Annotated in this window: 24 protein-coding genes; 15 read left to right on the top strand and 9 right to left on the bottom strand. The window is 69.6% G+C overall.

The window, feature by feature from the left end; genetic code table 11:
* Positions 1-63 precede the first annotated feature (63 nt).
* Together IEW34_RS23030 and IEW34_RS23025 are read left to right on the top strand one after the other, a co-directional pair.
* Positions 64-1,149, top strand: a complete 1,086-nt coding sequence (locus IEW34_RS23030) for a ligase-associated DNA damage response exonuclease (RefSeq protein ID WP_188611581.1) — start codon at positions 64-66, stop codon at positions 1,147-1,149.
* The gene (locus IEW34_RS23025; RefSeq protein ID WP_188611580.1) at positions 1,146-2,834 is read left to right on the top strand and encodes a cisplatin damage response ATP-dependent DNA ligase; all 1,689 of its coding nucleotides are present in this window, start codon (positions 1,146-1,148) and stop codon (positions 2,832-2,834) included. The genes IEW34_RS23030 and IEW34_RS23025 overlap by 4 nt, the downstream gene beginning before the upstream one ends.
* 27 nt (positions 2,835-2,861) lie before the next feature.
* Here IEW34_RS23025 and IEW34_RS23020 read toward each other — a convergent pair whose 3' ends face one another.
* Positions 2,862-4,379 carry a hypothetical protein gene (locus IEW34_RS23020; RefSeq protein WP_188611579.1) on the bottom strand — a complete coding sequence of 506 codons (1,518 nt, stop codon included), beginning with the start codon at positions 4,377-4,379 and terminating at the stop codon, positions 2,862-2,864.
* A gap of 121 nt (positions 4,380-4,500) precedes the next feature.
* Here IEW34_RS23020 and IEW34_RS23015 point away from each other — a divergent pair, with 121 nt between their 5' ends.
* From IEW34_RS23015 to IEW34_RS23005, 3 genes are all read left to right on the top strand, one after another.
* The gene (locus IEW34_RS23015) at positions 4,501-5,175 is read left to right on the top strand and encodes a response regulator (protein ID WP_188611578.1); all 675 of its coding nucleotides are present in this window, start codon (positions 4,501-4,503) and stop codon (positions 5,173-5,175) included.
* A gap of 150 nt (positions 5,176-5,325) precedes the next feature.
* Positions 5,326-5,667 (top strand): DUF6460 domain-containing protein, encoded by a 342-nt coding sequence (locus tag IEW34_RS23010; RefSeq protein ID WP_244642157.1) that lies wholly within the window; start codon positions 5,326-5,328, stop codon positions 5,665-5,667.
* Positions 5,668-5,681: 14 nt separating this feature from the next.
* Positions 5,682-7,058: an MATE family efflux transporter gene (locus tag IEW34_RS23005; RefSeq protein ID WP_188611577.1), complete on the top strand. Its 1,377-nt coding sequence runs from the start codon at positions 5,682-5,684 to the stop codon at positions 7,056-7,058.
* A gap of 52 nt (positions 7,059-7,110) precedes the next feature.
* Here the strand turns inward: IEW34_RS23005 and IEW34_RS23000 are convergent, their stop codons facing one another.
* Both IEW34_RS23000 and IEW34_RS22995 read right to left on the bottom strand, forming a co-directional pair.
* A complete protein-coding gene (locus IEW34_RS23000) occupies positions 7,111-8,208 on the bottom strand; it encodes a quinone-dependent dihydroorotate dehydrogenase (protein WP_188611576.1) in 1,098 nt (365 codons plus the stop codon).
* A complete protein-coding gene (locus IEW34_RS22995) occupies positions 8,205-8,570 on the bottom strand; it encodes a DUF952 domain-containing protein (protein ID WP_188611575.1) in 366 nt (121 codons plus the stop codon). Before IEW34_RS22995 ends, IEW34_RS23000 begins: the two co-directional genes overlap by 4 nt.
* A 149-nt stretch (positions 8,571-8,719) precedes the next feature.
* Here IEW34_RS22995 and IEW34_RS22990 point away from each other — a divergent pair, with 149 nt between their 5' ends.
* The 3 genes from IEW34_RS22990 to IEW34_RS22980 all read left to right on the top strand — a co-directional run bounded on the left by IEW34_RS22990 (position 8,720) and on the right by IEW34_RS22980 (position 10,826).
* Positions 8,720-9,799 carry a 2'-deoxycytidine 5'-triphosphate deaminase gene (locus tag IEW34_RS22990; protein ID WP_188611574.1) on the top strand — a complete coding sequence of 360 codons (1,080 nt, stop codon included), beginning with the start codon at positions 8,720-8,722 and terminating at the stop codon, positions 9,797-9,799.
* 134 nt (positions 9,800-9,933) lie between these two features.
* The gene (locus tag IEW34_RS22985) at positions 9,934-10,152 is read left to right on the top strand and encodes a membrane lipoprotein lipid attachment site-containing protein (protein ID WP_188611573.1); all 219 of its coding nucleotides are present in this window, start codon (positions 9,934-9,936) and stop codon (positions 10,150-10,152) included.
* A gap of 335 nt (positions 10,153-10,487) precedes the next feature.
* Positions 10,488-10,826, top strand: coding sequence for a hypothetical protein (locus tag IEW34_RS22980; RefSeq protein WP_188611572.1), 339 nt, complete (start codon positions 10,488-10,490; stop codon positions 10,824-10,826).
* A gap of 139 nt (positions 10,827-10,965) precedes the next feature.
* Here the strand turns inward: IEW34_RS22980 and IEW34_RS22975 are convergent, their stop codons facing one another.
* Positions 10,966-11,952, bottom strand: a complete 987-nt coding sequence (locus IEW34_RS22975) for an AraC family transcriptional regulator (RefSeq protein ID WP_188611571.1) — start codon at positions 11,950-11,952, stop codon at positions 10,966-10,968.
* A 384-nt stretch (positions 11,953-12,336) separates the two neighbouring features.
* On the opposite strand from IEW34_RS22975, the gene IEW34_RS22970 reads away from it, so the two are divergent.
* Positions 12,337-13,371 (top strand): formylglycine-generating enzyme family protein, encoded by a 1,035-nt coding sequence (locus tag IEW34_RS22970; RefSeq protein WP_505626135.1) that lies wholly within the window; start codon positions 12,337-12,339, stop codon positions 13,369-13,371.
* A 110-nt stretch (positions 13,372-13,481) separates the two neighbouring features.
* Here IEW34_RS22970 and IEW34_RS22965 read toward each other — a convergent pair whose 3' ends face one another.
* Entirely contained in the window at positions 13,482-15,206 is a 1,725-nt protein-coding gene (locus IEW34_RS22965) for an arylsulfatase (protein WP_188611569.1), read from the bottom strand.
* Positions 15,207-15,834: 628 nt separating this feature from the next.
* Here IEW34_RS22965 and IEW34_RS22960 point away from each other — a divergent pair.
* From IEW34_RS22960 to IEW34_RS22940, 5 genes are read left to right on the top strand one after another with little or no spacing between them, the layout of a single operon-like run.
* Complete coding sequence (locus tag IEW34_RS22960; RefSeq protein WP_188611568.1) at positions 15,835-16,302, top strand: Clp protease/crotonase-like domain-containing protein; 468 nt, start codon at positions 15,835-15,837, stop codon at positions 16,300-16,302.
* A gap of 46 nt (positions 16,303-16,348) precedes the next feature.
* Entirely contained in the window at positions 16,349-17,506 is a 1,158-nt protein-coding gene (locus IEW34_RS22955; protein ID WP_188611567.1) for an 8-amino-7-oxononanoate synthase, read from the top strand.
* Positions 17,503-18,141, top strand: a complete 639-nt coding sequence (gene bioD / locus IEW34_RS22950) for a dethiobiotin synthase (protein ID WP_188611566.1) — start codon at positions 17,503-17,505, stop codon at positions 18,139-18,141. Before IEW34_RS22955 ends, bioD begins: the two co-directional genes overlap by 4 nt.
* Positions 18,141-19,418: an adenosylmethionine--8-amino-7-oxononanoate transaminase gene (locus tag IEW34_RS22945; protein WP_188611565.1), complete on the top strand. Its 1,278-nt coding sequence runs from the start codon at positions 18,141-18,143 to the stop codon at positions 19,416-19,418. Before bioD ends, IEW34_RS22945 begins: the two co-directional genes overlap by 1 nt.
* The gene (locus tag IEW34_RS22940; protein ID WP_188611564.1) at positions 19,415-20,413 is read left to right on the top strand and encodes a beta-ketoacyl-ACP synthase III; all 999 of its coding nucleotides are present in this window, start codon (positions 19,415-19,417) and stop codon (positions 20,411-20,413) included. Before IEW34_RS22945 ends, IEW34_RS22940 begins: the two co-directional genes overlap by 4 nt.
* Here the strand turns inward: IEW34_RS22940 and IEW34_RS22935 are convergent, their stop codons facing one another.
* From IEW34_RS22935 to IEW34_RS22920, 4 genes are all read right to left on the bottom strand, one after another.
* Positions 20,414-21,913: an acyl-CoA carboxylase subunit beta gene (locus IEW34_RS22935; protein WP_188611563.1), complete on the bottom strand. Its 1,500-nt coding sequence runs from the start codon at positions 21,911-21,913 to the stop codon at positions 20,414-20,416. It lies immediately after the preceding gene.
* Positions 21,914-21,997: 84 nt separating this feature from the next.
* Positions 21,998-23,620 carry an AMP-binding protein gene (locus tag IEW34_RS22930; RefSeq protein WP_188611562.1) on the bottom strand — a complete coding sequence of 541 codons (1,623 nt, stop codon included), beginning with the start codon at positions 23,618-23,620 and terminating at the stop codon, positions 21,998-22,000.
* Between the two features lie 34 nt (positions 23,621-23,654).
* Positions 23,655-23,876 carry an acyl-CoA carboxylase biotin carboxyl carrier protein subunit gene (locus IEW34_RS22925; protein ID WP_188611561.1) on the bottom strand — a complete coding sequence of 74 codons (222 nt, stop codon included), beginning with the start codon at positions 23,874-23,876 and terminating at the stop codon, positions 23,655-23,657.
* Positions 23,863-24,573, bottom strand: coding sequence for a TetR/AcrR family transcriptional regulator (locus tag IEW34_RS22920; protein ID WP_188611560.1), 711 nt, complete (start codon positions 24,571-24,573; stop codon positions 23,863-23,865). The genes IEW34_RS22925 and IEW34_RS22920 overlap by 14 nt, the downstream gene beginning before the upstream one ends.
* A 109-nt stretch (positions 24,574-24,682) precedes the next feature.
* Between IEW34_RS22920 and IEW34_RS22915 the strand changes: the two genes are divergently transcribed.
* Entirely contained in the window at positions 24,683-25,939 is a 1,257-nt protein-coding gene (locus IEW34_RS22915) for an ABC transporter substrate-binding protein (RefSeq protein ID WP_188611559.1), read from the top strand.
* Positions 25,940-25,950: the final 11 nt, after the last annotated feature.

Genomic DNA, 25,950 nt, shown 5'->3' with positions numbered 1-25,950 from the left:
GGATCCGCTTGCGCGTGACGACGGCCCTTTGCGGGCGGCACGGATAGCTTATCTATCAGGGCCATGCGCCCCAGCGACGTCCTCAAGCTCACCCCCGCCGGCCTGTGCTGCCCGCTGGGTGGCTTCCATATCGATCCATTGCGGCCGGTCGAGCGCGCCATCATCACTCACGGCCACTCCGACCACGCCCGCGCCGGCCACGGGGCCGTGCTGGCCACGGCGGAAACGCTCGCCATCATGGCGGCGCGCTACGGCGACGGATTTACTGGAGCTGCGCAGGCGCTGGCCTATGGCGAAGCCCTCGAGCTCGGCGACGTGCGCGTCGCGCTGGCGCCCGCGGGGCACGTGCTGGGCTCGGCTCAGATCGTCATCGAGACCAAGCCGGCGGCCGGGCCGGTGCTGCGCATCGTCGCCTCGGGCGACTACAAGCGCGAGGCCGATCCCACCTGCGAGCCGTTCCGGCCGGTCGGTTGCGACGTGTTCATCACCGAGGCGACGTTCGGCCTGCCGGTGTTTCGCCATCCCCCCGCCGCCAGCGAGATCGACAAGCTGCTCAAGTCCGTGGCGCTATTTCCCGAGCGCACGCACATCGTCGGCGCCTATCCGCTCGGCAAGGCCCAGCGCCTGATGGCGCTGATCCGGGCGGCCGGCTGCGATGCCCCCATCTACCTCCACGGCGCCATGGAGCGCCTGACCGAGCTCTATCAGGAGCACGGCCTCGCGCTGGGCGATCTGCGGCGCATTCCGGCCGGCAGCCGCCGCGACGCGGCCTCGCGGCTGCCCGGGGCAATCGTGCTGTGCCCGCCGAGCGCCACCCAGGACCTGTGGGCACGTCGCTTCGCCGACCCGGTGTCGTGTTTTGCGTCGGGCTGGATGCGGGTGCGGGCGCGTGCCCGGCAGAAGGGCGTGGAGTTGCCGCTGGTGATCTCGGACCACGCCGACTGGGACGATCTCTGCCGCACGATCACCGAGACCGGCGCGGCTGAGGTCTGGGTCACGCACGGCCAGGAGGACGCCCTGGTCCACTGGTGTACGCAGCAGGGCCTGAAGGCGCAGCCCCTGCATCTGCTGGGATACGGCGACGATGGCGAGGCGGAGCCGGAGGACCGGCCGGCCGACGACGCCGGCACCGCCGGAGCGGAGCCGTGAACCGGTTCGCCGCATTCCTCGACCGCCTGTCCTACGAGGCGGGGCGCAACGCCAAGATCCGGCTGATGGTGGACTACTTCCGCTCGGTGCCGGACCCGGAGCGTGGCTACGCCCTGGCCGCGACGACCGGGGCCCTGGGCTTCGTCCACGCCAAGCCCGGCCTGATCCGCCAGCTCATCGCCGAGCGCACCGACCCGGTGCTGTTCGGCCTCTCCTACGACTATGTCGGCGACCTGTCGGAGACGGTGGCGCTGATGTGGCCGGCGCCGGCCGGTGCTGCCGAGCCGGGCGCCGACCATAAGCAGCAGCCGCCACCGACTCTGGCCGAGGTGGTCGAGACGCTGTCGGCAGCACTCAAGCCCGACCTGCCGCACCTGCTGGCGCGCTGGCTCGACGGCCTGGACGAGACCGGACGGTGGGCCCTGCTCAAGCTCCTCACCGGCAATCTGCGCATCGGCGTCTCCGGCCGCCTCGCCAAGACCGCCGTCGCCCAGCTCGGCGGCCTGGAGCCGGACGCGGTGGAAGAGGTGTGGCACGGGCTGTCGCCGCCCTACACCGAGCTGTTTGCCTGGGCCGAGGGGGCCGGGGGCCGGCCCGAGGCGCGCGATCCGGCGCCCTTCCGGCCGCCGATGCTGTCGCATGCCCTCGAGGAGCAGGATTTCGACACCCTCGACCCACAAGCCTTCTGCGCCGAATGGAAGTGGGACGGGATCCGCGTCCAGGCCAGCGCCGGCGAGCGGGCCGATGGGCGGCCGGTGGTGAGGCTGTATTCACGCACGGGCGAGGACGTGGCGCGCGCCTTCCCGGATCTCGCCGAGGCCATCGCGGCCAACAGCGGGTTCCGCGGCGCGCTGGACGGCGAGCTGCTGGTGGTCCGCGACGGCCGCGTGCAGAGCTTCAACGTGCTCCAGCAGCGTCTCAACCGCAAGACGGTCACACCCAAGCTGGTGCTGGAGTTCCCGGCCCATATCCGGGCTTACGACCTGCTGGTCGACGGCACGGAGGACCTGCGGGCGCTGCCGTTCGCCGCCCGGCGGGCGCGCCTGGAGGCCTTCGTCAGCCGGCTCGCCGACCCGCGGATCGACTTGTCCCCGCTGGTGCCGTTCGGCTCGTGGCACGAACTGGGCGCGGCGCGCGCCGAGCCGGCGGCGTCCGGCGCCGGGGTCGACGCGGACGCCATTGAAGGCTGCATGCTCAAACGGCGCGACAGCCCGTACCTGCCCGGACGACCGAAGGGCCTGTGGTACAAATGGAAGCGTGATCCCTACCTGGTCGATGCGGTGCTGATGTATGCCCAGCGCGGCCACGGCAAGCGCTCGTCGTATTATTCCGACTACACCTTCGGCGTCTGGCGGACGGTGGATGCGGCAACCGCCGCGCGCGAGCTCGTGCCGGTGGGCAAGGCCTATTTCGGCTTCACAGACCAGGAACTTCTGGAACTCGACCGCTTCGTCCGCCGTAACACGGTCAACCGTTTCGGCCCGGTGCGCGAGGTGACGCACGCCGCCGACAGCGGGCTCGTGCTGGAGGTCGCCTTCGAGGGGCTGCAGGCCTCGACGCGGCACAAGTCCGGCATCGCCATGCGATTTCCCCGGATCAGCCGCGTGCGCTGGGACAAGCCGCCGAGCGAGGCGGACGACATCTCGCTGCTGGAGCGCCTTCTGGCCGGCCGGATCAGTGCCTGAGTCGATCGAACGCCGATCCGGACCGGCTCAGGGCGCGGACGACGAGGCCGCCTGCGCGGCTCGCGTGCCGCGCTCCCCGGCGGATGCGCTGGGGTCCAGGGCGGCGCGGTGCATGGCGCTGGCAATGGACCAGCCGGCGATCACGATGATGCCAATGAGGGCACCCAAAGGGCCCGCCGCCGCCGTCGGGTAGCGGACCACGGGCAGCAGCCCGCCGCTCAGGTGCAGACCGGCGAAGATGAGCCCGGCGGCCATCCCGGCGGCCGTCGCCCCGGCAGGCACGGGCATGCGCACACTTCGGAAGGTCAATGCGGGGAGCCCGCCTGCGGCTGCAATGGCCCACGCCCACAGCAAGGCCTGGCCGGCGAACACGCCGGGTCGCTCCTTCGCCGCGCCGAAGCCGAGCCATGGCGTCGCCGCGGCAAGCGCGACGAGGAGCAGGAGCAGCACGCGGGTGCCCACCAGCCGGCGCGAGGCCGGCGCCTCGCCCCGATGCGGGCCCGGCGCCAACCCCATGCGCAGACTGACGAGCAGCCGCGCCACGGTGAAGACCAGCAGCGCCGCCGCCGTCAGCGCCACCCCGGCCGCCGCCCCGGTGTAGAGCGCGCCCAGGCTGAAGAAACCGGCGGTGGCGTGACGCGCCGGCGGCACCAGCAGCGGCGAGACGCTCAGAGCCAGCACCAGCAGCCCGGCACCGATACCGCTGCGCCGGGCCTCGCTCCCGCTGCGCGCCGAGGCGAAGCGGGAAAACAGCGCCGGAAACGCGACCGTGCCGCAGCAGGCCGCGAGCCAGAGCCACACCTGATCGGCCCGCGGCGCCGGGATATCCCCGGCCGTCGACGGGATCCCAGCGGCCCACAGGGCGGCCGCGGCGAGCGCCGCCAGGATGGCGCAGCCGGCCGCCGCGAGTTGTGCGGTGCTGATGCTCTGCAACCCGCCGAGAACCGTCGCTGCCGCCATGACGACGGCCGAGACCACGGCGGCGGACCGCGTCGAGATGCCCAATGCCTGGGCGACCCAGCCGTTGGCTTCGGAGCACAAGGCCATCACCGCCGCGGCGGCCGCCGCACACATGGTCAAGGCGAGCAGCGAGATCGTGAGCGCGGCGTCGCCATTGCGCGCCTGCGCTCCCATCATCTCGGCGATCGTGGCCGCACCGCTGCGCCGCCATGCCGCCCCGAAGAGCACCGCCGCCACGGCGAGCCCGGCCGCGACTGCGGAGCCGACGAGCGCCGGCTCGGGTGAGCTCCACAGCAAGGCCATCGCCACCGTGGTCAGGGCGAAGACGTTGGCAATGATCGGCAGGCTCTGACCGGCGAGGTCGAAGGCGAATACGGTCATGCTGCGTCCGGCGAAGGCCGCCACCACGACCGTCCCCAGCACCAATGTCATCGCCGCCAGCGCGATCACCGCGGTCGGCAGGCCCAGCCGCTCCAGCAGCGTGCACACCGCGATGCAGACGGCGAGAATGGCCAGCCCGCCGGCGAGGCCGAGCGCCAGCCGTTTCGTTGCCGCCGTCTGCGTCGATGCCGTTCGGTCCCGCATGATCCCACGTGGTCGTTTTCGTATCCCAGGCTTATCGTGATACACGAGGGTGGGGGCGCGCGCACGCATACAGGGGATAACCGCCTCGGCGTGGCGGCCGCGGCAGGCGAGAGAGAACCGCGTGAGCGATCAGAGCCCGACACGTATCGTCATTGCGGACGACCACCCCTTGTTTCGCGGCGCCATGCGCCAGGCCATCGCCCAGTTGCTGCCCGGTGTCGAGATCGCCGAGGCCGGCGACTTCAGCGCGACGACTGCCGCCATCGCCGCGCGGGGCGAGCCCGACCTCGTGCTGCTCGACCTCACCATGCCGGGCGCCCAGGGTTTCTCGGGCCTGCTCTTCCTGCGCGCGCAGCACCCGAGCCTGCCCGTTGTCGTCGTCTCGGGGACCGACGAGCCGGCGATCATCCGCAAATGCATGGAGTTCGGCGCGGCCGGCTTCCTGCCCAAGTCGCTGTCGGTCGAGACCATGGGCGCCGCTCTGGTGACGGTGCTCGAAGGCGGCACCTGGACGCCGCCCGACATCGATCTCGCCGTGCCCGCCGATCGCGAGACGGCCGAGCTGGTGCGCCGCCTGGCCAGCCTGACGCCCCAGCAGGTGCGCGTGCTGATGATGCTGTCCGAGGGGCTGCTCAACAAGCAGATCGCCTACGAGTTGTCGGTGTCCGAGGCGACGATCAAGGCGCACGTCTCCGCCATCCTCCAGAAGCTCGGTGTCGAGAGCCGCACCCAGGCGGTCATCGCCGCCTCCAAGATCGCGGCCGGCCAATGGGGCCCCAACATGGCTGCGGACTAGAGCATGTCCGCGTTTCTCCGAATCGCGGATATGCTCTAACTATTTGTTTTGACGCATTTTCTTCACGCGAACCGGCGTCCGCTTCGCTCGAAAATGCTCTAAGCGGCCGCTGCGCCCCGAGCCGCCATCGAAGCCGACAGGAGACCTGCCATGGCAGACGGCCAGACGCCGCAATCGTCCGCAATGCGAACGCAGGGGCAGGCGCCCGCGCAAGGCCAGCCGACAGGATCGCCCATCACGCGCTTCATGGGTGGCTCGCCCGGCGCCGTGCTGGCCCGCCTGCTGTTCCTGTCGGTCCTGGTCGGGGCCGCCATGGCCTTCCTCGATATCACGCCCTGGGCGCTCTACGACGGCATCCGCGGCTTCGTCGAGCGCCTGATCGCCAGCGGCTTTGCCATGGTCGGGGACCTGGGGCGCTGGTTCATCTACGGCGCCCTCATCGTGGTGCCGATCTGGCTGATCCTGCGCGTGCTCGACAGCACCCGGCGGTAAGGCCGGCGGGGCCGATGGCCGCCGAGGCCGCGCGGCCCGGCGTGCGCGCCATCCAGGCGACGCACCGCCGGTTCGTGACCCTGGCCGTGCCGATGATGCTGTCGCACGTGACGACGCCCCTGCTCGGGCTCGTCGACGCGACGGTCATCGGCCGGCTCGGGGATGCTGCCCTGCTCGGCGGCGTCGCCCTCGGCGCTGTCGTGTTCGACTTCCTGTTCTGGGCCTTCGGCGCCCTGCGCATGGGCACGGCCGGTTTGACGGCGCAGGCCTATGGCGGTGGGGACGACCATGAGATCGACGCGACGCTGGCCCGGGCGCTGGTCGCCGCGGCGCTCGTCGGCCTCGTGCTCATCGGGCTGCAAGGGCCTCTCGCCACGTCGGCCCTGGCCCTCATGGGCGGCAGCGACGCCGTGGCGGGCGCCGCGCACACCTACATCACCATCCGCATCTTCGCGGCGCCGTTCACACTTGCCAATTTCGCCATCCTGGGCTCGGTGATCGGACGCGCGCGCACCGATCTCGGCCTGCTGCTCCAGGTCGGCATCAACTGCCTCAACATCCTGCTCGCCCTCGTCTTCGTCGGCTGGCTGCACTGGGGGGTGGCCGGCGTCGCGGCGGCGACGGTGCTTGCCGAGATGGCCGGCGCCGGGCTCGGCCTCATGGTGCTGCGCCACCTGGGCGCCCGCCCCTGGGCGGTGCCCCGCGCCGCTCTCCTCGAAGCGGGCGCGCTCAAGCGCATGGTCGCCGTCAACGTCGACATCATGGTGCGCACAGTGGCGCTCGTCGGCGCCTTCGCCTTCTTCACCGCCCAGGGCGCCCGCAGCAGCGACACGCTGCTCGCCGCCAATGCCGTGCTCTACAACCTGTTTCTCATCGGCAGCTACTTCCTCGACGGCTTCGCCACGGCGGCCGAGCAACTGGGCGGCCAGGCCTTCGGCGGCCGCGACGGGGCCGGCTTCCGCAAAGTGGTGAGGCTCGCCCTGATCTGGAGCGTGGGCGTCGGCTGCATCGTCTCCCTCGCGGCGCTGGCGGGGGGCGGCGCCTTCATCGACCTGGTGACGACCAACGAGGCGGTACGCGCGGCCGCTCGCCAGGACCTGGTGTTCGCGGCGCTGACGCCGGCGCTGGGTGCCGCCGCCTTCGCCTTCGACGGCATCTACATCGGCGCCACGTGGACGCGCGCCATGCGCAACCTCATGCTGGCGGCGTTCGCGCTGTTCATCGCCGCCGCGCTGCTGCTCAGGCCGCTCGGCAACGACGGCCTGTGGCTGGCGATGCTGCTGTTCCTGGCCGGGCGCGGCTTCGGCCAAGCCGCCCTCTATCCGTCGCTGCTGCGGCGCTCCTTCGCCGCGGCGCCCTCGCCGGAGCCGAAAGCGCTACAGATGTCGTAGGACGGGCCATGGTTCGCGACCCGGCCAGTCCCTCCCGTCGGGCCGGCCCGGCTCAGGCGAGGTCGATCGCGATGGCCTGGGCGTTGCGGCCGACCATGGCGCGGAGCGGCTGGCCGTCGCGGGCGAGCCGTTCGACCAGGCCACGCTTGACGGCGCGCACCAGCAGCGGCCCCTCGTAGACCATGGCCGAATAGAACTGGACCAGGCTGGCACCGGCCTCGATCTTGGTCCAGGCGGCAGCGGCGCCGTCGATGCCGCCGACCCCGACGAGCGGAAAGGACCCCTCGATACGCAGGTAGGCCTCCGCCAGCATGCGGGTCGCCAGGCGGAACAGCGGGGCTCCGGACAGCCCCCCCGCGTGGGCCGCGCCGACCCGGTCGGCGAGGGTCTCCGGCCGGCTCACCGTCGTGTTGGAGACGATCAGCCCGTCGATGCGCCGCTGCCGGCACACGGCGACGATGCCATCGAGTTCGTCGAGCCACAGGTCGGGCGCGATCTTGAGCAGCACCGGCCGCCGCGGGAAGCCCTGCGCGGCCACGTCGTCCCGCGCGGCGATCACCCGGGCGAGCAGATCGTCGAGCGCGGCCTGGCGCTGGAGGTCACGCAGCCCCGGCGTGTTGGGCGAGGAGACGTTGACCGTGAAATAGCTCGCGCAGCCGCCGAACGCGTATACCCCGGCCACGTAGTCGGCGACGCGGTCTGCCGCATCCTTGTTGGCACCGATATTGACCCCGACGAGGCCGGGCCGGCCGGCCCGCTGCTCGAGCTTGGCCAAAGCCGCGGCATGGCCCTCGTTGTTGAAGCCCAGCCGGTTGATCACGCCCCGATCGGCCGGAAGCCGGAACAGCCGCGGCCGCGGGTTGCCCGATTGCGCGAGCGGGGTAAGCGTGCCCACCTCGACGAAGCCGAAACCCAGCCCCAGCATGGCATCGGGCACGTCGGCGTTCTTGTCGAAGCCGGCGGCGAGCCCCACCGGGTTGGGGAAGGAGAGGCCGAACGCCTCGACCGCGAGCCGGGGGTCGTCCGCGCTGGGCGCGAGCCGCGGCGCCAGCGCCAGGCCCTTGATGGTGAGGCGGTGCGCGTCCTCGGGATCGAGCGCCACCAGCGCCCGGCGCGCCAGGTCCGCGACGAGAGCGGCGGGCCGGCTCATGGCTCGAGCTCCGGGATCACGGGCACGCCGTCGGTGCCCAATGCCAGTGGCCTGACCCAGCGGGCGGCCTCGGCGGGCAGCGGCCCGTAGAGATGCGGGAACAGCGCGCCGCCACGCGAGGGCTCATAGCGCAGGGCATCGCCCAGCACCCTCGCGTCGACCGCGACGAGGACGAGGTCGGGCTGGCCGTGGAAGTGCCTGGCCGCAGTCTCCTGAACCTGACCGGCCGTGGAGAAATGGATGAAGCCGTCAGCGAGATCGATCGGCGCGCCGAGAAAGAAGCGCACGCGCTCCGCCTCGCGCCAGGCCGCGGCCGGACAGATCTTATAGATGACGGTGGGATAAGGGTCGGGCAGGCTCATGGTGGGGCTGTAGCGCCGCCCCAGCAGGGACGCAACGGGAGGCGACGTTTTGCTTGGCGCGCCCGGTCGGCTCCGCTACCACGCCAAGGACGATTTAGCGAAATGGCGAAATGGCGCGTTGGCGCTTTCGCGACCTGGATTAGAGGGCGATGGGCATCCTTCCCGCTCAGGCGATCGGCGAGCTCGCGGCCGCGGCGGTGTTGACCGCCGACCAGCCGCTGACGGCCGACCAGATCCAGCCGGCGAGCCTGGATCTGCGCCTGGGCTCCAGCGTCGCCCGGGTGCGGGCGAGCTTCCTGCCGGGGGCCCGCTCCGTCGCCCAGCGGCTGGAGCAGCTGGCGCTGCATCGCTTCAATCTGGCGAGCGGCGCCGTGCTGGAGACCGGCTGCGTCTACATCGCCGAGATCCAGGAGCGTCTGGCGCTGCCCGCCCGGCTTTCCGCCGCCGCCAATCCCAAGAGCTCGACCGGCCGCCTCGATGTCTTCACCCGTGTGATCACCGACCAAGGCGACGAGTTCGACGCCATCGACGCGGGTTATCACGGCCCCCTCTACGCGGAGATCTCGCCGCGCACCTTTCCCATCCTGGTGCGCACCGGCTCACGGCTGAGCCAGATCCGCTTCCGTGACGGCCAATCCCGCCTGAGTGACGCCGAGCTGGCGGCGCTTCAGAAGGACCTCACCCTGGTCGACGCGGCCGCCGCCTCGATCCAGGACGGCGTCGCCGTCAGCGTCGACCTGGCGGGCTTCGGCGAGCAGCGGCTGGTCGGCTACCGCGCCAAGCGATTCACCGGGCTGGTCGACGTCGACCGCGTCGGCGCCTACGCCATCAGCGACTTCTGGGAGCCGCTGCACGCCGACGGCTCGGGCGCGTTGGTGCTCGATCCCGGCCAGTTCTACATCCTTGCCTCCAAGGAGGCGGTGAACGTACCGCCCGACTACGCGGCCGAGATGGTGCCGTTCGATCCCCTGGTCGGCGAGTTTCGTGTCCACTACGCGGGCTTCTTCGATCCCGGCTTCGGCAACGGCACGGGCGGCACCGGCGCCCGGGCGGTGCTCGAGGTCCGCTCGCGCGACGTGCCTTTCATCATCGAGGACGGCCAAATCGTCGGCCGGCTTGTCTACGAGCGCATGGCGGAGCGTCCCGCGAGCCTCTATGGCGACGCCGGTTCCAACTACCAGGGCCAGACCCTGAAGCTCTCCAAGCATTTCCGGGCGCAGGGCACTTAACCACGCGGTCATTTACGCAACCGGGTGTGGCCGGCCGGCCCTTGCACCCGCGCCGAGGTCGTGGGAGGAGCTGTGGCCGTTCCCGGGCCCCGAGTCCGTGGAGCCAAGGAAGATCTGCTGAGCTGGGGGCAGTCGTGAAACGCATCGCTTTGGTCATTGCTGCGCTGACGCTGGTCACCGCTTGTCAGACACAGCAACAGAAGGCCGACCAGCTGGCGGCGATCTGCTCCGATCCGGCCAACCGCGAGCCAGATCCCGACTCGATCTACTATGCCGAGTGCCTGGACGTGGTGCCGCGCAGCAACAACCAGCTTGAGCAGGACTGGTACCAGACCGCGCCCGAGGGCAACTGAGCAACGCGCCCGCGCGAGCCGAGGCCCTGCCGGACAGCCTGGATCCCTCAGGCACGCACGTCGACCCCCGCGCTCGCTCCCCTGCCGAGGACGAGGCCTTACGCCGCGGGGCGTGAGCCGACGGCTCCGGGTTGGGCGGCGCCCTCCATTGGTTGGCCGAAAGCGCATAGACGGCGCCGGTCGCGCCGAGCAGGTTGCCGGAGCGGGGCCGCGTCGGCCGACGGTGAAAGCCGGACACCACTCCGATTTTGTCGAAAGTTGGCCGGATCAGCGCTTCCTCGCGGACGAGCGTCACAACGATCGAATCGTGGCCAACGCGAATTGGAGGGCGCCCCATGAGAACGGCTTACGCAATTCTTTCCGCCGCCGCGGCGGTGCTTGCCCTATCGAGCCAGGCCCTCGCAAACCCGCAACGGGACGCCGCCTCGCCGCGCCAAACGGCAGGCTCGCTCCTGCTCGCCCAGAGCACGGGCGGCAACCAGGGTACCGACAGGCCTGGTCCCGGTGGCGGCCCGATCAGCACCGGCCGCGACGCTCAGGGCAACTACGGCTCGCAGAGCACCGGTGGCGACCAGGCGACCGATAAGGCTGGTCCCGGTGGCGGCCCCGTCGACGCCAGCCGGAACCGCCAGGGCAACACTGGATGCCAGAGCACCGGCGGCAACGCCTGCTGATAGGCCCGGATCGCTCTCGATTTGGCCTGGCGCGCGAAAGACCGCGCGGCCCCCCCCGCGGCCTGTGCCTCATGCCCGCGCACCGCGGCGTCATCCGCCGCGACACGAGGCGGGTTACCTTGCGTACACGTCTCCGCAATCACGGCCAGACGTGACGGACGTAGCGCGCCGCAGACGCCGCAGGCGTGCGGGCGAGCGTGGCGCGCGGCAGTTCGCCAAAGGCGCCGTGGTAGGCGCCCGAAAAGCGGCCAAGCTCCCAGAATCCGAGCCCGGTCGCGATCTCCGTGACCGAGGTCGTGCGATGATCGCTCTCGAGCAGGCGCTGGCGAGCGAGGTGCAGCCGCCGCAGGAGCAGGTATTGATTGGGCGCCATGCCGAGCTGCTCCTGACAGCAGCGACGCAAGGTGCGCTCGGAAGCGCCCACGGCCTTGCAGACCTCCGAGAGATAGAGCGAGCGGTCCGCGTTCCGGTGGATCATGTCTTCCAGCCGCTTCATCACGGCGGCGTGCTGACGGAAGGAAAAGGCCGGTGCGACGCTGACGGCTTCGACCATGCACTCGACGATGGCGGCGGTCAGCGCGTTGTCGAGCGCGCGCGCCACCTCGTGATGGGCGAGCCGCTGCGGCGCCTGCCTGGCCAGAAGCCGCACGTCGGCATGTAGCGACGTCAGCCTCCCCATCGCCGTAGCGTTCGGCCGGAGCACGCTGGCTTCCCGGGGCACGACAATGTCCCGTCCGGCGATGGCCCGGCCTGCCGCCAGAAGATCCTGAGGCGCCAGCGATAGGGTGCCCCAACGCGTCGCCGCCTCCGTGCGCTGCCAATGAGCAGAGCCCGGCGCCCAGACAACGAGCATGCCAGGCTCGAGGTCGACGCCGCCGGTCTGCACGGCGGGTTCGCCGGGGCCCTGCAGGAAGAAGATGGGCACCCGGTCCGGGGTCAGCCTGATGTGGGCACAGCGCGCCAGGCTCTCGGAGCCGGCCTGCATCCAGAGCTTGTCGAGGTCGACCTGCAGCAGCTCGGCGGCAAAGTCGCCCTTCTCGGCGATGACGCCTCGGACGTGCGCAGCGCGCAGCGTCGCCGCATAGCGATAGGGATCAGAGAACCGATGGTTCGCAATCCTGACCATGAGTAGACCGATCAGCTCGCAAATCGCTTACGTGCGATTCACGGCACGGAATTGCGGAATATTTATCGACATCCTACGGACGACCTGACGTCAGCTTATCTATACAAGACCATGTCGCAATCGACAATCGTTGCAGACTCGACAACCGCCCTCCTGGCCGCACATACATAGCTCGCGGCTTGCCGATCCGCTCCTGGTGCGGCGGCAGCTTCAGGTTTGCCGGCCGCCGCGTTAAGCTGCGCTCCCAAGGCGGTCTCCGATCACATGACGAATTGGTCGGACAAACATGCTCCAAACATGTGCGGAGAGGGCCCCTCACCTGCCTTCGGGCATACGCCCGATGCAAGGCGCTCCGCGCCGTTGCCCCTCGTCTGGAGAAGCGTCGTGAACCGATCCAGCAACGCCCGCCACCGTCCCAGGTCAGCGTCTGCGCACGCCGAGACCGACATGACTTGGATCGCGGGCGGGCACTTCCTCATGGGTTCCGACAAGCACTATGCCGAGGAGCGGCCGGCCCATCCTGCCGAGGTCAGTGGCTTCTTCATGGATGCCACGCCCGTCACCAACGCACAGTTCCGGGCCTTCGTCGAGGCCACCGGCCATGTCACGTTGGCCGAGATCACGCCGGACCCGAAGCATTATCCCGGGGCGCTGCCGCATATGCTCAAAGCCGGCTCGCTGGTCTTCTCGCCCCCCGACCACCCGGTGAACCTGCGCGACTGGAGCCAGTGGTGGAGCTTCCGCTTCCGGGCCAACTGGCGACGGCCGTACGGGCCGGGCTCCTCGATCAAGGGCCTCGACGACCACCCGGTCGTGCACGTCGCCTACCGGGATGCCGAAGCTTATGCCTCTTGGGCGGGCAAGGCCCTGCCGACCGAAGCGGAATGGGAGTTCGCGGCGCGGGGTGGCCTGACGGAGGCGGAGTTCGCCTGGGGCGACAAGTTCACGCCGGAGGGCCGGCACATGGCCAACACCTGGCAGGGCGAATTCCCGCTCCAGAACCTTGTCAACGACGGCTTCGAGCGGACATCGCCGGTGCGCGCCTTCCCACCCAACGGCTACGGCCTTTACGATATGATCGGCAACGTCTGGGAATGGACCAGCGACTTCTGGTCCATCCGCCACTCCGGCCCCGCGCCCAAAGCGTGCTGCGTGCCGCTCAATCCGCGCGGCGGCCCGGAAGCCGACAGTTTTGACCCCGCTCAGCCGACGGTCCGCATCCCGCGCAAGGTGCTGAAGGGCGGATCGCACCTGTGCGCGCCCAACTATTGCCGACGCTACCGCCCCGCCGCCCGCCACGCCGAGCCAGTGGACACGTCCACGAGCCACGTCGGCTTCCGCTGCGTCCTGCGCCGCCCCACCGCAGAGCCGCAGGGCGGCCACGACGAGGGACAATCGGGCCAAGGGATCGGGGGCTGACGCGGATCGGGCTGACGCGGATCGCGCCGCTCGCGTCCGGACGGATCCGCGGCGTCAAACACGAAGGCGGGCAGCCGCGTGGCCGCCCGTTCGCGCGCCCCGCAGGCGCGTTATTCGCCCGCGTGACTGGTGGTCTTGGCGTTCTTGACCTGCTGGATCACCTGCTCGAGGTTGTAGCTTGCCGGATCCTGCATGGGTGGGAACGAGCGGTAGGTCTCGAGCTCCCGCAACCAGAGCTGCTGGCCGATCGGCAGGATGTTCCAGTCGTAGATGTAGGCGGTGCTCGGTGCGGCGAGCGCACCGCCGGCCGCGGTGAGGCTCTTCTGGTCGTCGCCGACCGTCGTCTCGAAGGGATCGCGCTTGATGTTGGCGATCTGGGTCCATTTGTAGGTCGTCGCCCCGGTCAGCCCGCAGCTCGGACACTCGCCGACCATCGTGTAGTAGAACTTCCAGTTCTTGTAGCGTACCGCCGACGGCGTCGGGCCCGTGTAGTAGAAGAAAGTGTCACGCACGGAATTGCCCTTGCCTTCGAGAAAGTCGCGCTGGTCGAAGCCGTCGAGCGTGGTCTTCACGATGCCCGGGTAGTCCCCCACCTCGATCCGCTTCTTCAGCTCGTCGCCCTTGGGGCCGCCCGCGACGTCGACCAGGGTCGGCAGCCAGTCGAGCGACGACATCATCTGCGTCTTGACCGTTCCCGGCTGAATGCGGCCCGGCCAGCGCACCACGAGCGGCGCACGCATGCCGCCCTCCCAGGTGGTCAACTTGCCGCCCTTGAACGGCGTGACACCGCCATCGGGAAAGGTGATGACCTCGGCGCCGTTATCGGTCGTGAAGACGACGATTGTATTGTCGAGCTGGCCCATGTCCTCCAGCTTCTTCAAGACGACGCCGATGTTGTCGTCCAGCTGCTTCATGCCGACTTCATTGATGCCCCAGTCCTTGCCTCCTTTTTCGCCGAGCATCGCCTCGTACTTCGGCGACAACATCGTGGTGATGTGCATGCGGGCTGGATTGTACCAGACGAAGAATGGCTTGTTGGTCTTCTTCGGGTCGTTGCGATCGAGGTAGTCGACGACCTTGGCCGAGATCTCCTCGTCCACCGTTCGTGATCGGTCGAGCGTCAACGGGCCCTCATCGGCGCACGTCTGATTCTTCGAGGTGCCGTCGGACGACTTGCAGGCGATGATCGGGCGCGGCGGCGTCAGGCAGATCGTGGTCGCGGGGTCCACGGCGTCGGGCGGGTCGGACAGGCCGGGGACCGGCGTGTTCCTGCACGGCGGCGCGATACCCTGCTGCGTCGCGCTCTTGTTGATGTCCGGGAAGCTGACGCCCTGCATGGCGTCGAGATGGTAGAGGTAACCCCAGAATTCCTGGAAGCCGTGCGCCGTCGGCAGCGCATCCGTGTGGTCGCCGAGGTGGTTCTTGCCGAACTCGCCCGTGTTGTAGCCGAGGTCGAGCAGGAATTTCGCGACGGCCGGCGTGCCGGGCCGCAGGTAGGAGATGCTGCCGGGCAGTTGGGGCGGGATCATGCCGGTTCGCAGGGGATGCATGCCGGTAAAGAAGGCATTGCGGCCCGCGGTGCAGCTCTGCTCCGCGTAGTAATCGGTAAACATCGCACCTTCGCGGCCGATCCGATCGATGTTGGGCGTCTCTCCGACCATCAGTCCGCGATGATAGATGCTCGGCTGCATCCAGCCGATGTCGTCGCCCATGATGAAGAGGATGTTGGGCTGCGCCTGCGTTTGCGCGGTGGCCGGCGATGATGCCGGCCCCCCGGCCGCCGCGGCGGCCAGGCATGTGCCCAGCAGCGCCCGCTTCAACGTGCGTCCGATCATTCCATCACCCTCCCTGGAATATTTCTTCAAACGAATACTTCAGATTTGGTTATTACTATCCTACTGCCGTCTGACCGACGCACTTGCCACGGCGGGACGCTTCGGCGTGTTGTTCTGTGGGCCGGCGTAGACCCACGCAGCCCTCCAGGCGCCGCCCCAGCATTGCGCCTCCGCGTCGACATCACCTGATCCGACAGTTTTATTCAATTCTTTGAATCTGGTGGGCGATACAGTCGAAGTGTTCCGCCACATCGCTGCTCGCCAGGATGAGATGAGCTTGGACCAAGCTCTCGCTGCCTCCCGCAAGCAGGGCCTTGTGCCCCGCGGGTGACGACCGGCGCGCCCGACTTCGTCGGATCACCTGCCTCGCCCAGCGGGTCATCGCGCTTAGCTCGATGCGCCGCTCGCTGCGCTTCGTCTCCTGCTGCACAGTTTACGCCAACGATACGCCGTGCCTATGCGCTTTCGGCCAATGACGCACGCTCCCCCTGCCGTGCCCCGGCCGTCGAGCACGTCCTGGAATCAGGGGTGCCGGCCACCACCGGACGGCCGACGAGCGGATCTCGAAATGCGGCGAACTGGGAGAAAAGCGCCATGGCTCGGGCAAGCCCCGTCAGCATCACCCGCAGTGCTGCGGACGGCGCCCCGCGCCTCAAGTTTGCCGAGATGCGTCGCCGGTGAGCCGATCTCCGCGGCGGAGGCGCTGCAATACGACCTCGTCAACCATGTCGTGCCCGCAGCTGAGTTCGACGCCAGGTCGACTGGCTGCTGGCCCGTCGACAAGTCCCCGACGGCCATCCGCCGCGGCAAGTACGCGCCGCGCGCCATGCAGGACATGACCTTCGAGCAGGCGCTGGGCTGCGCTGAGGCGCAGATCGGCAGCATCAGCCGCACGGAGGATCGGGCGGACAGGGCTCAACGAATGTCGCCCGCCGGTCTGGACCAGGCGCTGACGCGCCGCGCACCCCCATTGCACCCGCCGAGGGACCGCGCCGGGTTCCCGCTATCGAAAGTCGACGCCGCATCGTTCCAGAGCATTGTAGCATATAGATTATCTATTAAAAAAATAGATGACGAATGCCCGGTCTCGCCGTAAGTGGAGAGAAACGACGATCAACACGGTATTTTATCTATAAATCATGATGCCAAGGGACGAAACGGGGCGGGAGCGAGCGGCGCGCTACACGAGGGCGCTGGAGCACCTGGAGCGCAAGGGACGGAAACGCTTCCTGTTGCCGCAAGGCGGCATCGACTTCACGTCGAACGACTATCTGGCCCTGGCCGACTCGCCCCGTCTGAAGGCCAGCGTGATCGCAGCGCTGGACCGGGGCGTGCCCGTCGGCGCCGGCGGCTCGCGCCTCCTGCGCGGCAATCATCCCGAGCACGAGGCGCTGGAGGCCGAGGCGGCGCGCTTCTTCGGCTCCGAGCGGATGCTGTATTTCGGCAGCGGCTACGCGGCCAACCTCTCGCTCCTGTCCGCCTTGCCGCAGCGCGGCGATCTCGTGATCCATGACGAACTGATCCACGCCAGCGCGCACGCGGGGCTGGTCGCCGGCCGGGCCGCCACCGCCGCTGTGCCCCACAACGACCTCGACGCCTTCGACGACGCCATCCGCACATGGCGCGCTGCCGGCGGCCGAGGCCATCCCTGGATCGTCGTGGAAAGCATCTATTCCATGGACGGCGATCGCACGCCGTTGCCCGAGCTGGCGGATCTGGCCGACCGGCACGACGGTTTCCTGGTTGTCGACGAGGCCCATGCCACCGGGGTCCACGGCCTCCACGGCCGGGGGCTCGCCGCCGAGCTCGAGGGGCGCGACAACGTCATCGTCCTGCACACCTGCGGCAAGGCGCTCGGCGTCGTGGGCGCGCTGGTCGGCGCCAGCCGCGTGCTGTGCGATCACCTGATCAACCAGGCTCGCCCGTTCATCTATGCCACGGCGCCCTCCCCGCTCGCGGCGGCGAGCGTCCGTGAAGCACTGAAGGTCCTGGTGGACGAGCCCGAGCGCCGGGAGCGATTGCACCGGCTGATCGGCTTCGCCAACGGGCAGGCCCACGCCCTCGGCATCGCCGCAAGCGGCTCGCAGATCCTGCCGGTCGTCATCGGCGACAGCGCCCGCACCGTCCGCATCGCCTCCCGCATGCAGGCGGACGGCTTCGACATCCGCGCCATCCGCCCGCCCACGGTTCCCGCCAACACGGCGCGCCTGCGCATCGCCGTGACGCTCCATGTCGACGCCGCCACCGTGGCGCGCATGTTCGACCGGCTGGCGCAGATTCTGGCGGAGGAAGCCTCATGAGCCCACGCATCATCGTAACCGGCACCGATACGGGCATCGGCAAGACGGTCTTCGCAGCCGCCCTCGCCGACGCGCTCGGCGCCAGCTACTGGAAGCCGATCCAGTCCGGCCTCGACGGGGAGACCGACAGCGCGACGGTGCGGCGGCTCGGTGAGCTCCCGCCCCATCGCATCCTACCCGAGGCCTGGCGCCTCAGGACGCCGGCCTCGCCCCACCTTGCCGCGGCACTCGACGCGGTGACGATGGAGCCCGACGCGCTGGAGCCGCCAGAGACGGACGCGCCGCTGGTCATCGAAGGGGCCGGCGGCCTGCTCGTGCCCCTGACCTTTCGCACCACCTTCGCCGACGTCTTCGCCCGCTGGCAGCTGCCGACGATCCTGTGCGCCCGCACCGGCCTCGGCACGATCAATCACACGCTGCTGTCGCTCGAGGCCATGCGCCAGCGGCGCATTCCCATCCTGGGCGTCGCGTTCATCGGCGACGCCCAGCCCGACACCGAGCAGATCATCCCCGAGATGGGCGCTACGCGCCGCCTCGGCCGGCTACCGGGCCTCGATCCGCTGACGCCCGACACCTTGCGCCGAAGCTTCCGTGAAGCGTTCGGCGCAACGCTCCTGCAACAGGTGACCGTCTGATGAGTTCCCCGTCGCAATCGCCCGTCTGGCACCCCTTCACCCAGCATGCCCTGACGCCGGCGATGAAGCGGATCGTCCGCACGGACGGCGCATATCTCGTCGACGAGGATGGCCGTGCCGTCCTCGACGCGATCTCGTCCTGGTGGGTGATCACCCATCGCCATCGCCATCCGAAGATCATGGCGGCGATCCGCTCCGCCTGCGACACGTTCGATCAGATCATCTTCGCCGAATACACGCACGAACCGGCCGAAGCCCTGGCGGAGGGGCTCATCCGCCTCGCGCCGCCCGGTCTCGCCCATGTCTTCTATTCCGACAGCGGTTCGACCGCCGTCGAGGTGGCGCTGAAGATGGCGCTGAGCACGTTCCACAACCGCGGCATCCCGCGGTCGCGCATCGTAGTGATGGAGGGCAGCTATCATGGCGATACGATCGGCACGATGTCGGCCGGCGAGCGCGGGGTCTTCAACGCCGCTTACGGCGCCCTGCTCTTCGACGTCGCGACGATTCCGTTTCCCGAGCCCGGCCGCGAGCAGGAGACGCTCGATGCCTTCGATCGCCTCTGCCGCGGCGAGGCGGTCGCCGCCTTGCTGGTCGAGCCCCTCGTGCTGGGCGCCGGCGGCATGCGGATGTATCCGCCGCACGTACTGAGCGAGCTGCAACGGATCGCCGTGCGGCATGGGACGCTGATGATCGTCGACGAGGTGATGACCGGCTGGGGGCGGACGGGTACGCTCTTCGCCTGCGAGCAGGCCGGGATCACGCCGGACATCCTGTGCGTATCCAAGGGGATCACCGGGGGCGCGCTGCCGCTGGCGGCGACGCTGTGCACGCCCGAGATCTTCGAGGCGCATCTGTCGCCCGAGCTGAGCCGCGCCTTCTTCCATTCCAGCTCCTACACGGCGAACCCGATCGCCTGCGCCGCCGCGCTCGCCAACCTCGAGGTCTGGCGGAGCGAGCCGGTTGCCGCACGCATCGCGGCGCTGGAGGGGATGCACCGGGAGCGGCTGGCCCCCTTCCGGTCCGACCGGCGCTTCGCCAACGTGCGCCTCACCGGCACCATCGCGGCGCTCGACCTCGACGTGTCGGCGCCGGGATATCTCTCGGATGTCGGGCCGCGCCTGCGCGCCTTCTTCCGCGAGCGGGACCTGCTCATTCGCCCGCTCGGCAACGTCATCTACCTGATGCCGCCCTATTGCGTGACGGCCGGCGATCTCGACCGCGCCTACGCGGCAATCGGCGAGGCCGCCGACATGATCGCCGGGACGGCGCCATGACCGCTTGGCCAGCGAGCCGTGCCGTGGGCTTCGGCCATTATGTTCCGGACCGGCGCGTCGAGAACGCCGAGATCGAGGAGCGGCTGGGCCTCGCGCCCGGGTGGATCGAGCGGCGCACCGGCATCCGGGCGCGGCGGTGGGCCGCCCCCGGCGAGACGCTGACCGATATGGCCGTCAGGGCCGGCGCCGCCGCGCTCGACGATGCCGGGATCGCACGCGGGGACGTCGCCCTGGCGCTGCTCGCCACATCGACGCCCGACCACCTCTTGCCGCCCTCGGCGCCGATGCTCGCCCATCGCCTGGGCCTTGCCGGCGCCGGCGCCGTCGATCTGGCGGGCGCCTGCTCGGGCTTCCTCTACGCGCTGACCTTGGCGGATGGCTTCGTGCGGGCGCAAGGCAGGCCCGTCCTCGTGGTCGCCGCCAACGTCCTCAGCCGGCGGATCAACCCCCACGAGCGGGCAAGCGCCATCATCTTCGCCGATGCGGCCGGCGCCGTCGTGCTGGCACCGTCGCATGAGCCGGGCTGCGGTCTCCTCGGCGCCGACCTGGCCGCTGACGGACACCACTACGACCTGATCAAGGTGCCCGCCGGCGGCAGCGCCCGGCCCTTCGCCCCCGGCATGGATCCGCAGGAACTGCTGATGACCATGAGCGACGGCAAGGCCGTCTTCTCCCAGGCGGTGCGCCTGATGACGCGGTGCGCGGACCGCGCCCTGGCGCTCGCCGGGCTGCCGGCGGGCGAAATCGACCGCTTCGTGCCCCACCAGGCCAATATCCGCATCTTCGAAGCGGTCTCGGCGAACCTCGGGCTGGCGCCCGAGCGGACGGTCTCCACCATCGCCGAGTTCGGCAATTCCTCCGCGGCGACCATCCCGCTGTCGCTGTCGATGGCCCACCGCGAGCGCGCCTTCCGCCCGGGCGAGCGCCTGCTCCTGGCCGCCGCCGGTGCCGGCTTGACAGCCGGCGCCGTGGTCCTGGGCGTGGGAGCGTGCTGACTAGAACGGATCGATGATGCGCTTCCGCTGCGGCCGCTGGGCCGGCACCGGCAAGGTGTCGAGGGTCTTGATCAGAATCGAGCGGGTATCGGCCGGATCGATGACGTCGTCGTAGAGGAACTTGGCGGCGCTCTCGACGGCGGTGCCCGACTTCTTCAGCGCCGCCGTCAGCTCCGCGTGCAGGGTCGCCCGCGCCTCCGGCGTCGGCGCTTCGTCAAGCTCGCGCTTGTTGATGATGTTGACGGCGCCCTCCAGCCCCATGCCGCCGAATTCGGCGGTCGGCCACGCCAGCAGGATCGCCGGATCGAGCGGGCGCGACCCCATGATGTAATAGCCCAGGCCGTAGGCCTTGCGGAGCACCACCGTCATGACGGGCACGGTGGCGTTGGCGAGCGCCGAGAGCACGCGGGCGCTGTGGCGCATCAGCCCGGTCTTCTCCACGTCGGGTCCCACCATCAGGCCGGGCGTGTCGCAGAGCACCACGAGCGGGATGTCGAAGGCATCGCACAGCTGGATGAAGCGCGCCATCTTGATGCAGCAGGGCGTGTCCATGGCGCCGGCGAGGAACATCGGCTGGTTGGCGATGACGCCGACGGTGCGCCCGCCGATGCGGGCGAGCGCCGTGACGCCGGCCTTGCCGTAGGCCGCCTTGAGCTCCAGGACGCTGCCCTTGTCGGCGAGGGTCTCGATGACCTTGCGCACGTTGTAGGCGCGGCGCGGGCTGTCCGGCACGATCTCGCGCAGCGGCGTCTGGTCGTGCGCTTCGCCGGGCTCGCGGGCGAGATCGAAGAAGGCGAGATAGCGCTTGGCCACCTCGATCGCCTGGGTGTCGTCGTCGACCAGCACGTCGATGACGCCGGACGCCAGGTGCGCCGCGGCGGGCCCGATTTCCTCGGGCGTGAAGCGCGTGCCGAGCGCCGCCTCGACCAGCGGCGGCCCCGCCATGCCCATGGCCGAATCCGGCGTCGCGATCAGAATGTCGCAGAGCCCAGCGAGGTTGGCGTGGCCGGCGAAGGCCCGGCCGGGGACGATGCCGACGGTCGGCACCCAGCCCGACAGGCGTGCGAACACCACGAAGGTGGGCGTCGACGGCCGCCCCGTCACGTGCATGTCGTGCGGGCGGGCCCCGCCGCCGTCGAGCCAGGAGATCACCGGCAGGCGATGCTTCTCCGCATGCTCGTACATGCGGGTGATCTTGGCGTGGTTGAAGGCGCTCTGGGTGCCGGCGTAGACCGTGTAGTCGTAGGCGACGAGATCGACCGGCCGGCCCTCCACCTTGGCGGTGCCCATCACCAGGCCGTCGGCGGCGCCCTCCATGCCGGCGGTGGCCGGGCGGGTGAGCCCGCCGTATTCCACGAAGCTGTCGCCGTCGGCGAGGCCGGCAATGGCCTCCCGCACCGTCAGGCGGCCGCGCTTGCGCTGCTTGGCGACGGCCACCGGCCGGGCCTCGTCGAGGCGCGCCTTCTGCGCCTCCACCACCGTCTTCAAATCATGACGCAAGTACGTGTCTCCGTCTGGGCACCGGGGCCGGCGCGGTCGAGGCCGCGCCGGCGGTTGCAGGGCGTTGTGGGGAGGGCGCCGTCCTCAGGTGAGGGCGAGCTTGGTGTTGCCGAGCCTCTCGCGCTTGATGCGGATGCCGGCCGCCTCCCGGTCCCAGGTGTCCTCGGTCACCCCCTGGCCGCGCAGCAGGTACTTCTCCACCTTCTGGGTCGGCGTCTTGGGCAATTCGGGGAGCACCCGGATGAAGCGCGGCACCATGAAATGCGCCAGCCGCGGCGTCAGGTAGGCGATGAGGTCGGCGAGATCGAGATCGGCGCCGGCAACCGGCGCGATGACGGCCAGCACCTCGTCCTCGCCGAACTCCGAGGGTACGCCCAGCACCGCCGCCTCGCGCACCTGCGGGTGCGACAGGAGCTCCTGCTCGACCTCGAAGGAGGAGATGTTCTCGCCCCGCCGACGCAACGCGTCCTTCATGCGGTCGACGAAGAAGAAGTCGCCGTCGGCGTTGCGGCGGAAGGCGTCGCCCGTATGGAACCAGCCGTTGCGCCAGGCGCGCGCCGTGGCCTCCGGATTGGCGTTGTAGCCGTGGTTGAGGGTCCATGGCGTATCGGCGCGGAGCATCAGCTCGCCCACCTGCCCGACGGGCACCTCGATGTCGTTCTCGTCGACGATGCGCACCTGGAAGCCGGCGCGCACCCGGCCGCAGGTCTTGGGTACCGGCGGGTTCTTCACCGAGATGATCGGGCAGGCGATCTCGGTCATGTTGAAGACCGTGTAGATGTCGACGCCGAAGCGCCGGGTGAACTCCGGCGCATCCTCGCTGTAAGGCACCATGGTCGCCTGCCGGAGCGTATGGTCGCGGTCGCGCGGGCTCGGCGGCTCCTTCAGCAGGAACGGCACCATGGCGCCGAGCAGCGTCATGGTCGTGGTGCCGGTGCGCCGGATGGTGTCCCAGAACGTCGCCGTATCGAAGGCCTCGACGACCGCGACGGAGCCCCCGAGCATCAGCATGCGGTACACCGCATTGGTGCCGCCCACGTGGAACAGCGGCAGGTTGACCAGCGCCCGGTCGTCCGCCGTGACCGCGTCCAGCGCTTCCGACATGGCGCCGGCGTGGCGGTAGGACGACAGCACGCCCTTCGACGGCCCCGTCGTCCCGGATGTATAGATGATGGTCTGGGTATCCCAAGGCGCGATCGGCCGGGGCGGCTCCGACGGGCTGCCGGTGGCGCCCATCAGCACGGCTTCCGGCAGCACCGCGAGGCCGGCGACGGCGGGCAGCGGCTCGCCGATCGAGACCAGGGTCTGGAGGGCGGCCTTGTCCACGTCGTTCAGCCGTTCCGCCAGGCGCTGGTCGGCCACCATCAGCCGGGCGCCGGAATTGGCGATGACATGGGCGAGGACGCCGCCGCGATAGCTGACGTTCACCGGCACGTAGACGGCGCCGATGTAGTTCAGCGCAAACCACACGGTGATGGCGTGCGGGCCGTTGGGCAGCCACGACAGGACGTGGTCGCCCTGGCGCACGCCCAGCGCCTCGAAGCCGGCGGCGACGCGCCGGACGATGTCACGCAGTTGCGCATAAGACCACGTGCTGTCGTCGGCGAAGAGAGCGAACGGGCGCTCGCCTCGCTCGCGCGCGTGCCTGTCGATCAGATTGCGCACCACGTAGACGTCGACGTCGTCCAGCCTGTTCTGCGTGCTCACCGGTTCCTCCCGCTCTTGTTATTGTGTGTTCTCGTCAGAACTCGATGACGGCCAGCTTCTGCCCTTCCGAGATCTGATCGCCGGGGCCGACGAGGATCGTGGAGATCTTGCCGGCGCGCGGCGCCGCCACCGGGATTTCCATCTTCATCGCCTCGATGACGAGGATGGTCTCGTCGGCCTCGACCGAATCGCCGACGGTCTTCTCGATCGACACGACGCTACCCGGCATTTCGGACAGAAGGTCACTCGTGCTCACCTGATGGTCTCCGTTGTCGCGCACGCCGATTGATCGTCCTCGCGGCGGGCGGCGCGCCGGCGAGGGCATGGGTGATGAACATAATGAGCTGGGGGCGCACCGCCGCCAGGTCGGTGTGGCCTCGGTCGGTCAGCCACTGCATGAAGATACCGCGCAGCAGGCTCACGATCAGCGCGGCAGCGACATCGCAATCGACCGACGCCGGGATCTCGCCGGCCTGCCGCGCCTCGCGCAGATGGAGCGCAAAACCCGCGCGGAAGCTGTCGTTGAGCGCCACGGCACGGCGCCGGAGCTCGGGAAAGACCTGGATCGAATCGAGCGAGAGTGAATAAAGCACCGTCGTCGCGATCGGGCTGCGCAGGGCGCCCTCCACATGCGCGTCGGCTCGCGCCAGCACCGCGGCCAGGCCGCGGCTGTCGCCGACTGCCATCGGCGCGTGGCGGGCGAACCACGCCTCCATCGAGTCGATCACCGCTTCCATCAGGCCGAGCTTGGTGCCGAAGCGCTCGGCCGGCAGCCCGCGGCTGTAGCCGGCAGCGATGCCGATCTCGGCGAGTGAGGTGCCGGCGACGCCCTTTTCGGCGATCAGCTGCATGGCGGCCTTGATCATCCGCCGATCGGACGAGCGGCGGCGTTCGGCCTGGGTGCGGCCGCCCGCGGGAAGTTTGCCGGTCCGGTCGGCGCCGTCGAGCGTCATTCCGCGTTTCTAGCACTTGCTGGTTGGCTAGCAAGTGTTAAGGTGCGCCGCAACGAACTGCGAGCGCATCCAGAGGCGCCGCGAGAGTGAGCCTACCTGGGAGGACCTCATGCCTTTTTCGGCCGCATTTGACCTGCGTGGCGACGGCAGCATCGATAGGCGCTCGCTGCTGCGCACCGCAGCGCGGCTGGGTGCTGCCGCGGCCGGTGCGTCGTTGGCATCCCCGCTGTTCGGCGGTGATGCGCGGGCGGCCGGGGAAGCCGTCAAGATCGGCTGGGTGCGCCCGACCACGGGCCGGCTGGTGACGTCGTTCGCGCCGCTCTACCTCGGCGGCGGCATCGCCGTGGACGAGATCAACCAGGCCGGCGGCATCCTCGGGCGGCCGATCTCGAAGTTCGAGGAGGACGACGAGGCGTCCCCGGCCAAGGAGCCGGCCATCGTGCGCAAGCTGCACGAGGCCGAGGTGAACTTCGCCGTCGGCCCCACCGGCAGCTCGCAGTCCCTGGCGTCGCTGGCCGCCACCACCCGGGCCAAGATCATCCAGTCCACCTATGCTGCGGCGGCCGAGGCGGGGGACGGCAAGCGCTACCCGTATCACTACCAGCTCATGTACAACACGGACCAGCAAGGCCAAGTCTGCGCGAACTACATGGTCAAGAACCTGGGGATCAAGAAGGTCGGCATTCTCCAGGAGAGCACCGCCTTCGGCGAGCAGGCGACGACCTCCACCAAGGCGGCCCTCAAGGCCCTCGGCATCGATCCGGTCAGCGTCCAAGTCTATCCGATCACCGCGCCGGACCTCAGCGCCTACGTCCGCAACCTCCAGAAGGAGGGTGCCGAGGGCGTCATCGCCTGGATCGCCAACGTCCCCAACGCGGCGATGATCTTCAACACCATGAAGACGCTGAAGTGGTTCCCGCCGGTCACCGGCCACAGCGGCCTGTTCCTGCCGGCGCTGTTCGAACTGGTGCCGCCCGACGCGATCAAGAACGTCTTCGCCACCTACTACCGCAACTTCACCTGGACCGATCAGCAGAAGCCCGGCGAGCGGCAGGTCGCTCTCGCCAAGAAGCTCTTGGCGATCCCCGAGGCCAAGGGCTACGAGGTCAACGTCGCTTCCAGCCCCTACTACGACTTCGTCTACCTGCTGAAGGCGGCCGTCGAGCAGGCCAAGAGCTTCGAGGTCGACAAGGTCAAGCAGGCGCTCGACAGCACCCGCAACTTCCCGGGCCTCGTCGGCAACCTCTCGTTCACGCCCGACAACCATTGCGGCATCGACATCAAGGACGTGGTGCTCGCCTCGGTGGCCTCGGGCCAGGACCCGCAGGCCATGGGCAGCTTCCGCGAACGGGCCCCCGGCCAATAATCCAGCGCACC

The sequence above is a fragment of the Chelatococcus reniformis genome (genome assembly GCF_014640075.1).
Classification (GTDB): Bacteria; Pseudomonadota; Alphaproteobacteria; order Rhizobiales; family Beijerinckiaceae; genus Camelimonas; species Camelimonas reniformis.
This window is presented reverse-complemented; position numbering and strand designations above follow the sequence as displayed.

Excerpts from the sequence above, each read along its gene's own strand:
- IEW34_RS23030 (WP_188611581.1), top strand. The coding sequence starts at position 64 with ATGCGCCCCAGCGACGTCCTCAAGCTCACCCCCGCCGGCCTGTGCTGC.
- IEW34_RS23020 (WP_188611579.1), bottom strand. The coding sequence starts at position 4,379 with ATGCGGGACCGAACGGCATCGACGCAGACGGCGGCAACGAAACGGCTG.
- IEW34_RS23010 (WP_244642157.1), top strand. The coding sequence starts at position 5,326 with ATGGCAGACGGCCAGACGCCGCAATCGTCCGCAATGCGAACGCAGGGG.
- IEW34_RS23005 (WP_188611577.1), top strand. The coding sequence starts at position 5,682 with ATGGCCGCCGAGGCCGCGCGGCCCGGCGTGCGCGCCATCCAGGCGACG.
- IEW34_RS23000 (WP_188611576.1), bottom strand. The coding sequence starts at position 8,208 with ATGAGCCGGCCCGCCGCTCTCGTCGCGGACCTGGCGCGCCGGGCGCTG.
- IEW34_RS22995 (WP_188611575.1), bottom strand. The coding sequence starts at position 8,570 with ATGAGCCTGCCCGACCCTTATCCCACCGTCATCTATAAGATCTGTCCG.
- IEW34_RS22990 (WP_188611574.1), top strand. The coding sequence starts at position 8,720 with ATGGGCATCCTTCCCGCTCAGGCGATCGGCGAGCTCGCGGCCGCGGCG.
- IEW34_RS22980 (WP_188611572.1), top strand. The coding sequence starts at position 10,488 with ATGAGAACGGCTTACGCAATTCTTTCCGCCGCCGCGGCGGTGCTTGCC.
- IEW34_RS22975 (WP_188611571.1), bottom strand. The coding sequence starts at position 11,952 with ATGGTCAGGATTGCGAACCATCGGTTCTCTGATCCCTATCGCTATGCG.
- IEW34_RS22965 (WP_188611569.1), bottom strand. The coding sequence starts at position 15,206 with ATGATCGGACGCACGTTGAAGCGGGCGCTGCTGGGCACATGCCTGGCC.
- IEW34_RS22955 (WP_188611567.1), top strand. The coding sequence starts at position 16,349 with ATGCCAAGGGACGAAACGGGGCGGGAGCGAGCGGCGCGCTACACGAGG.
- bioD (WP_188611566.1), top strand. The coding sequence starts at position 17,503 with ATGAGCCCACGCATCATCGTAACCGGCACCGATACGGGCATCGGCAAG.
- IEW34_RS22945 (WP_188611565.1), top strand. The coding sequence starts at position 18,141 with ATGAGTTCCCCGTCGCAATCGCCCGTCTGGCACCCCTTCACCCAGCAT.
- IEW34_RS22940 (WP_188611564.1), top strand. The coding sequence starts at position 19,415 with ATGACCGCTTGGCCAGCGAGCCGTGCCGTGGGCTTCGGCCATTATGTT.
- IEW34_RS22920 (WP_188611560.1), bottom strand. The coding sequence starts at position 24,573 with ATGACGCTCGACGGCGCCGACCGGACCGGCAAACTTCCCGCGGGCGGC.
- IEW34_RS22915 (WP_188611559.1), top strand. The coding sequence starts at position 24,683 with ATGCCTTTTTCGGCCGCATTTGACCTGCGTGGCGACGGCAGCATCGAT.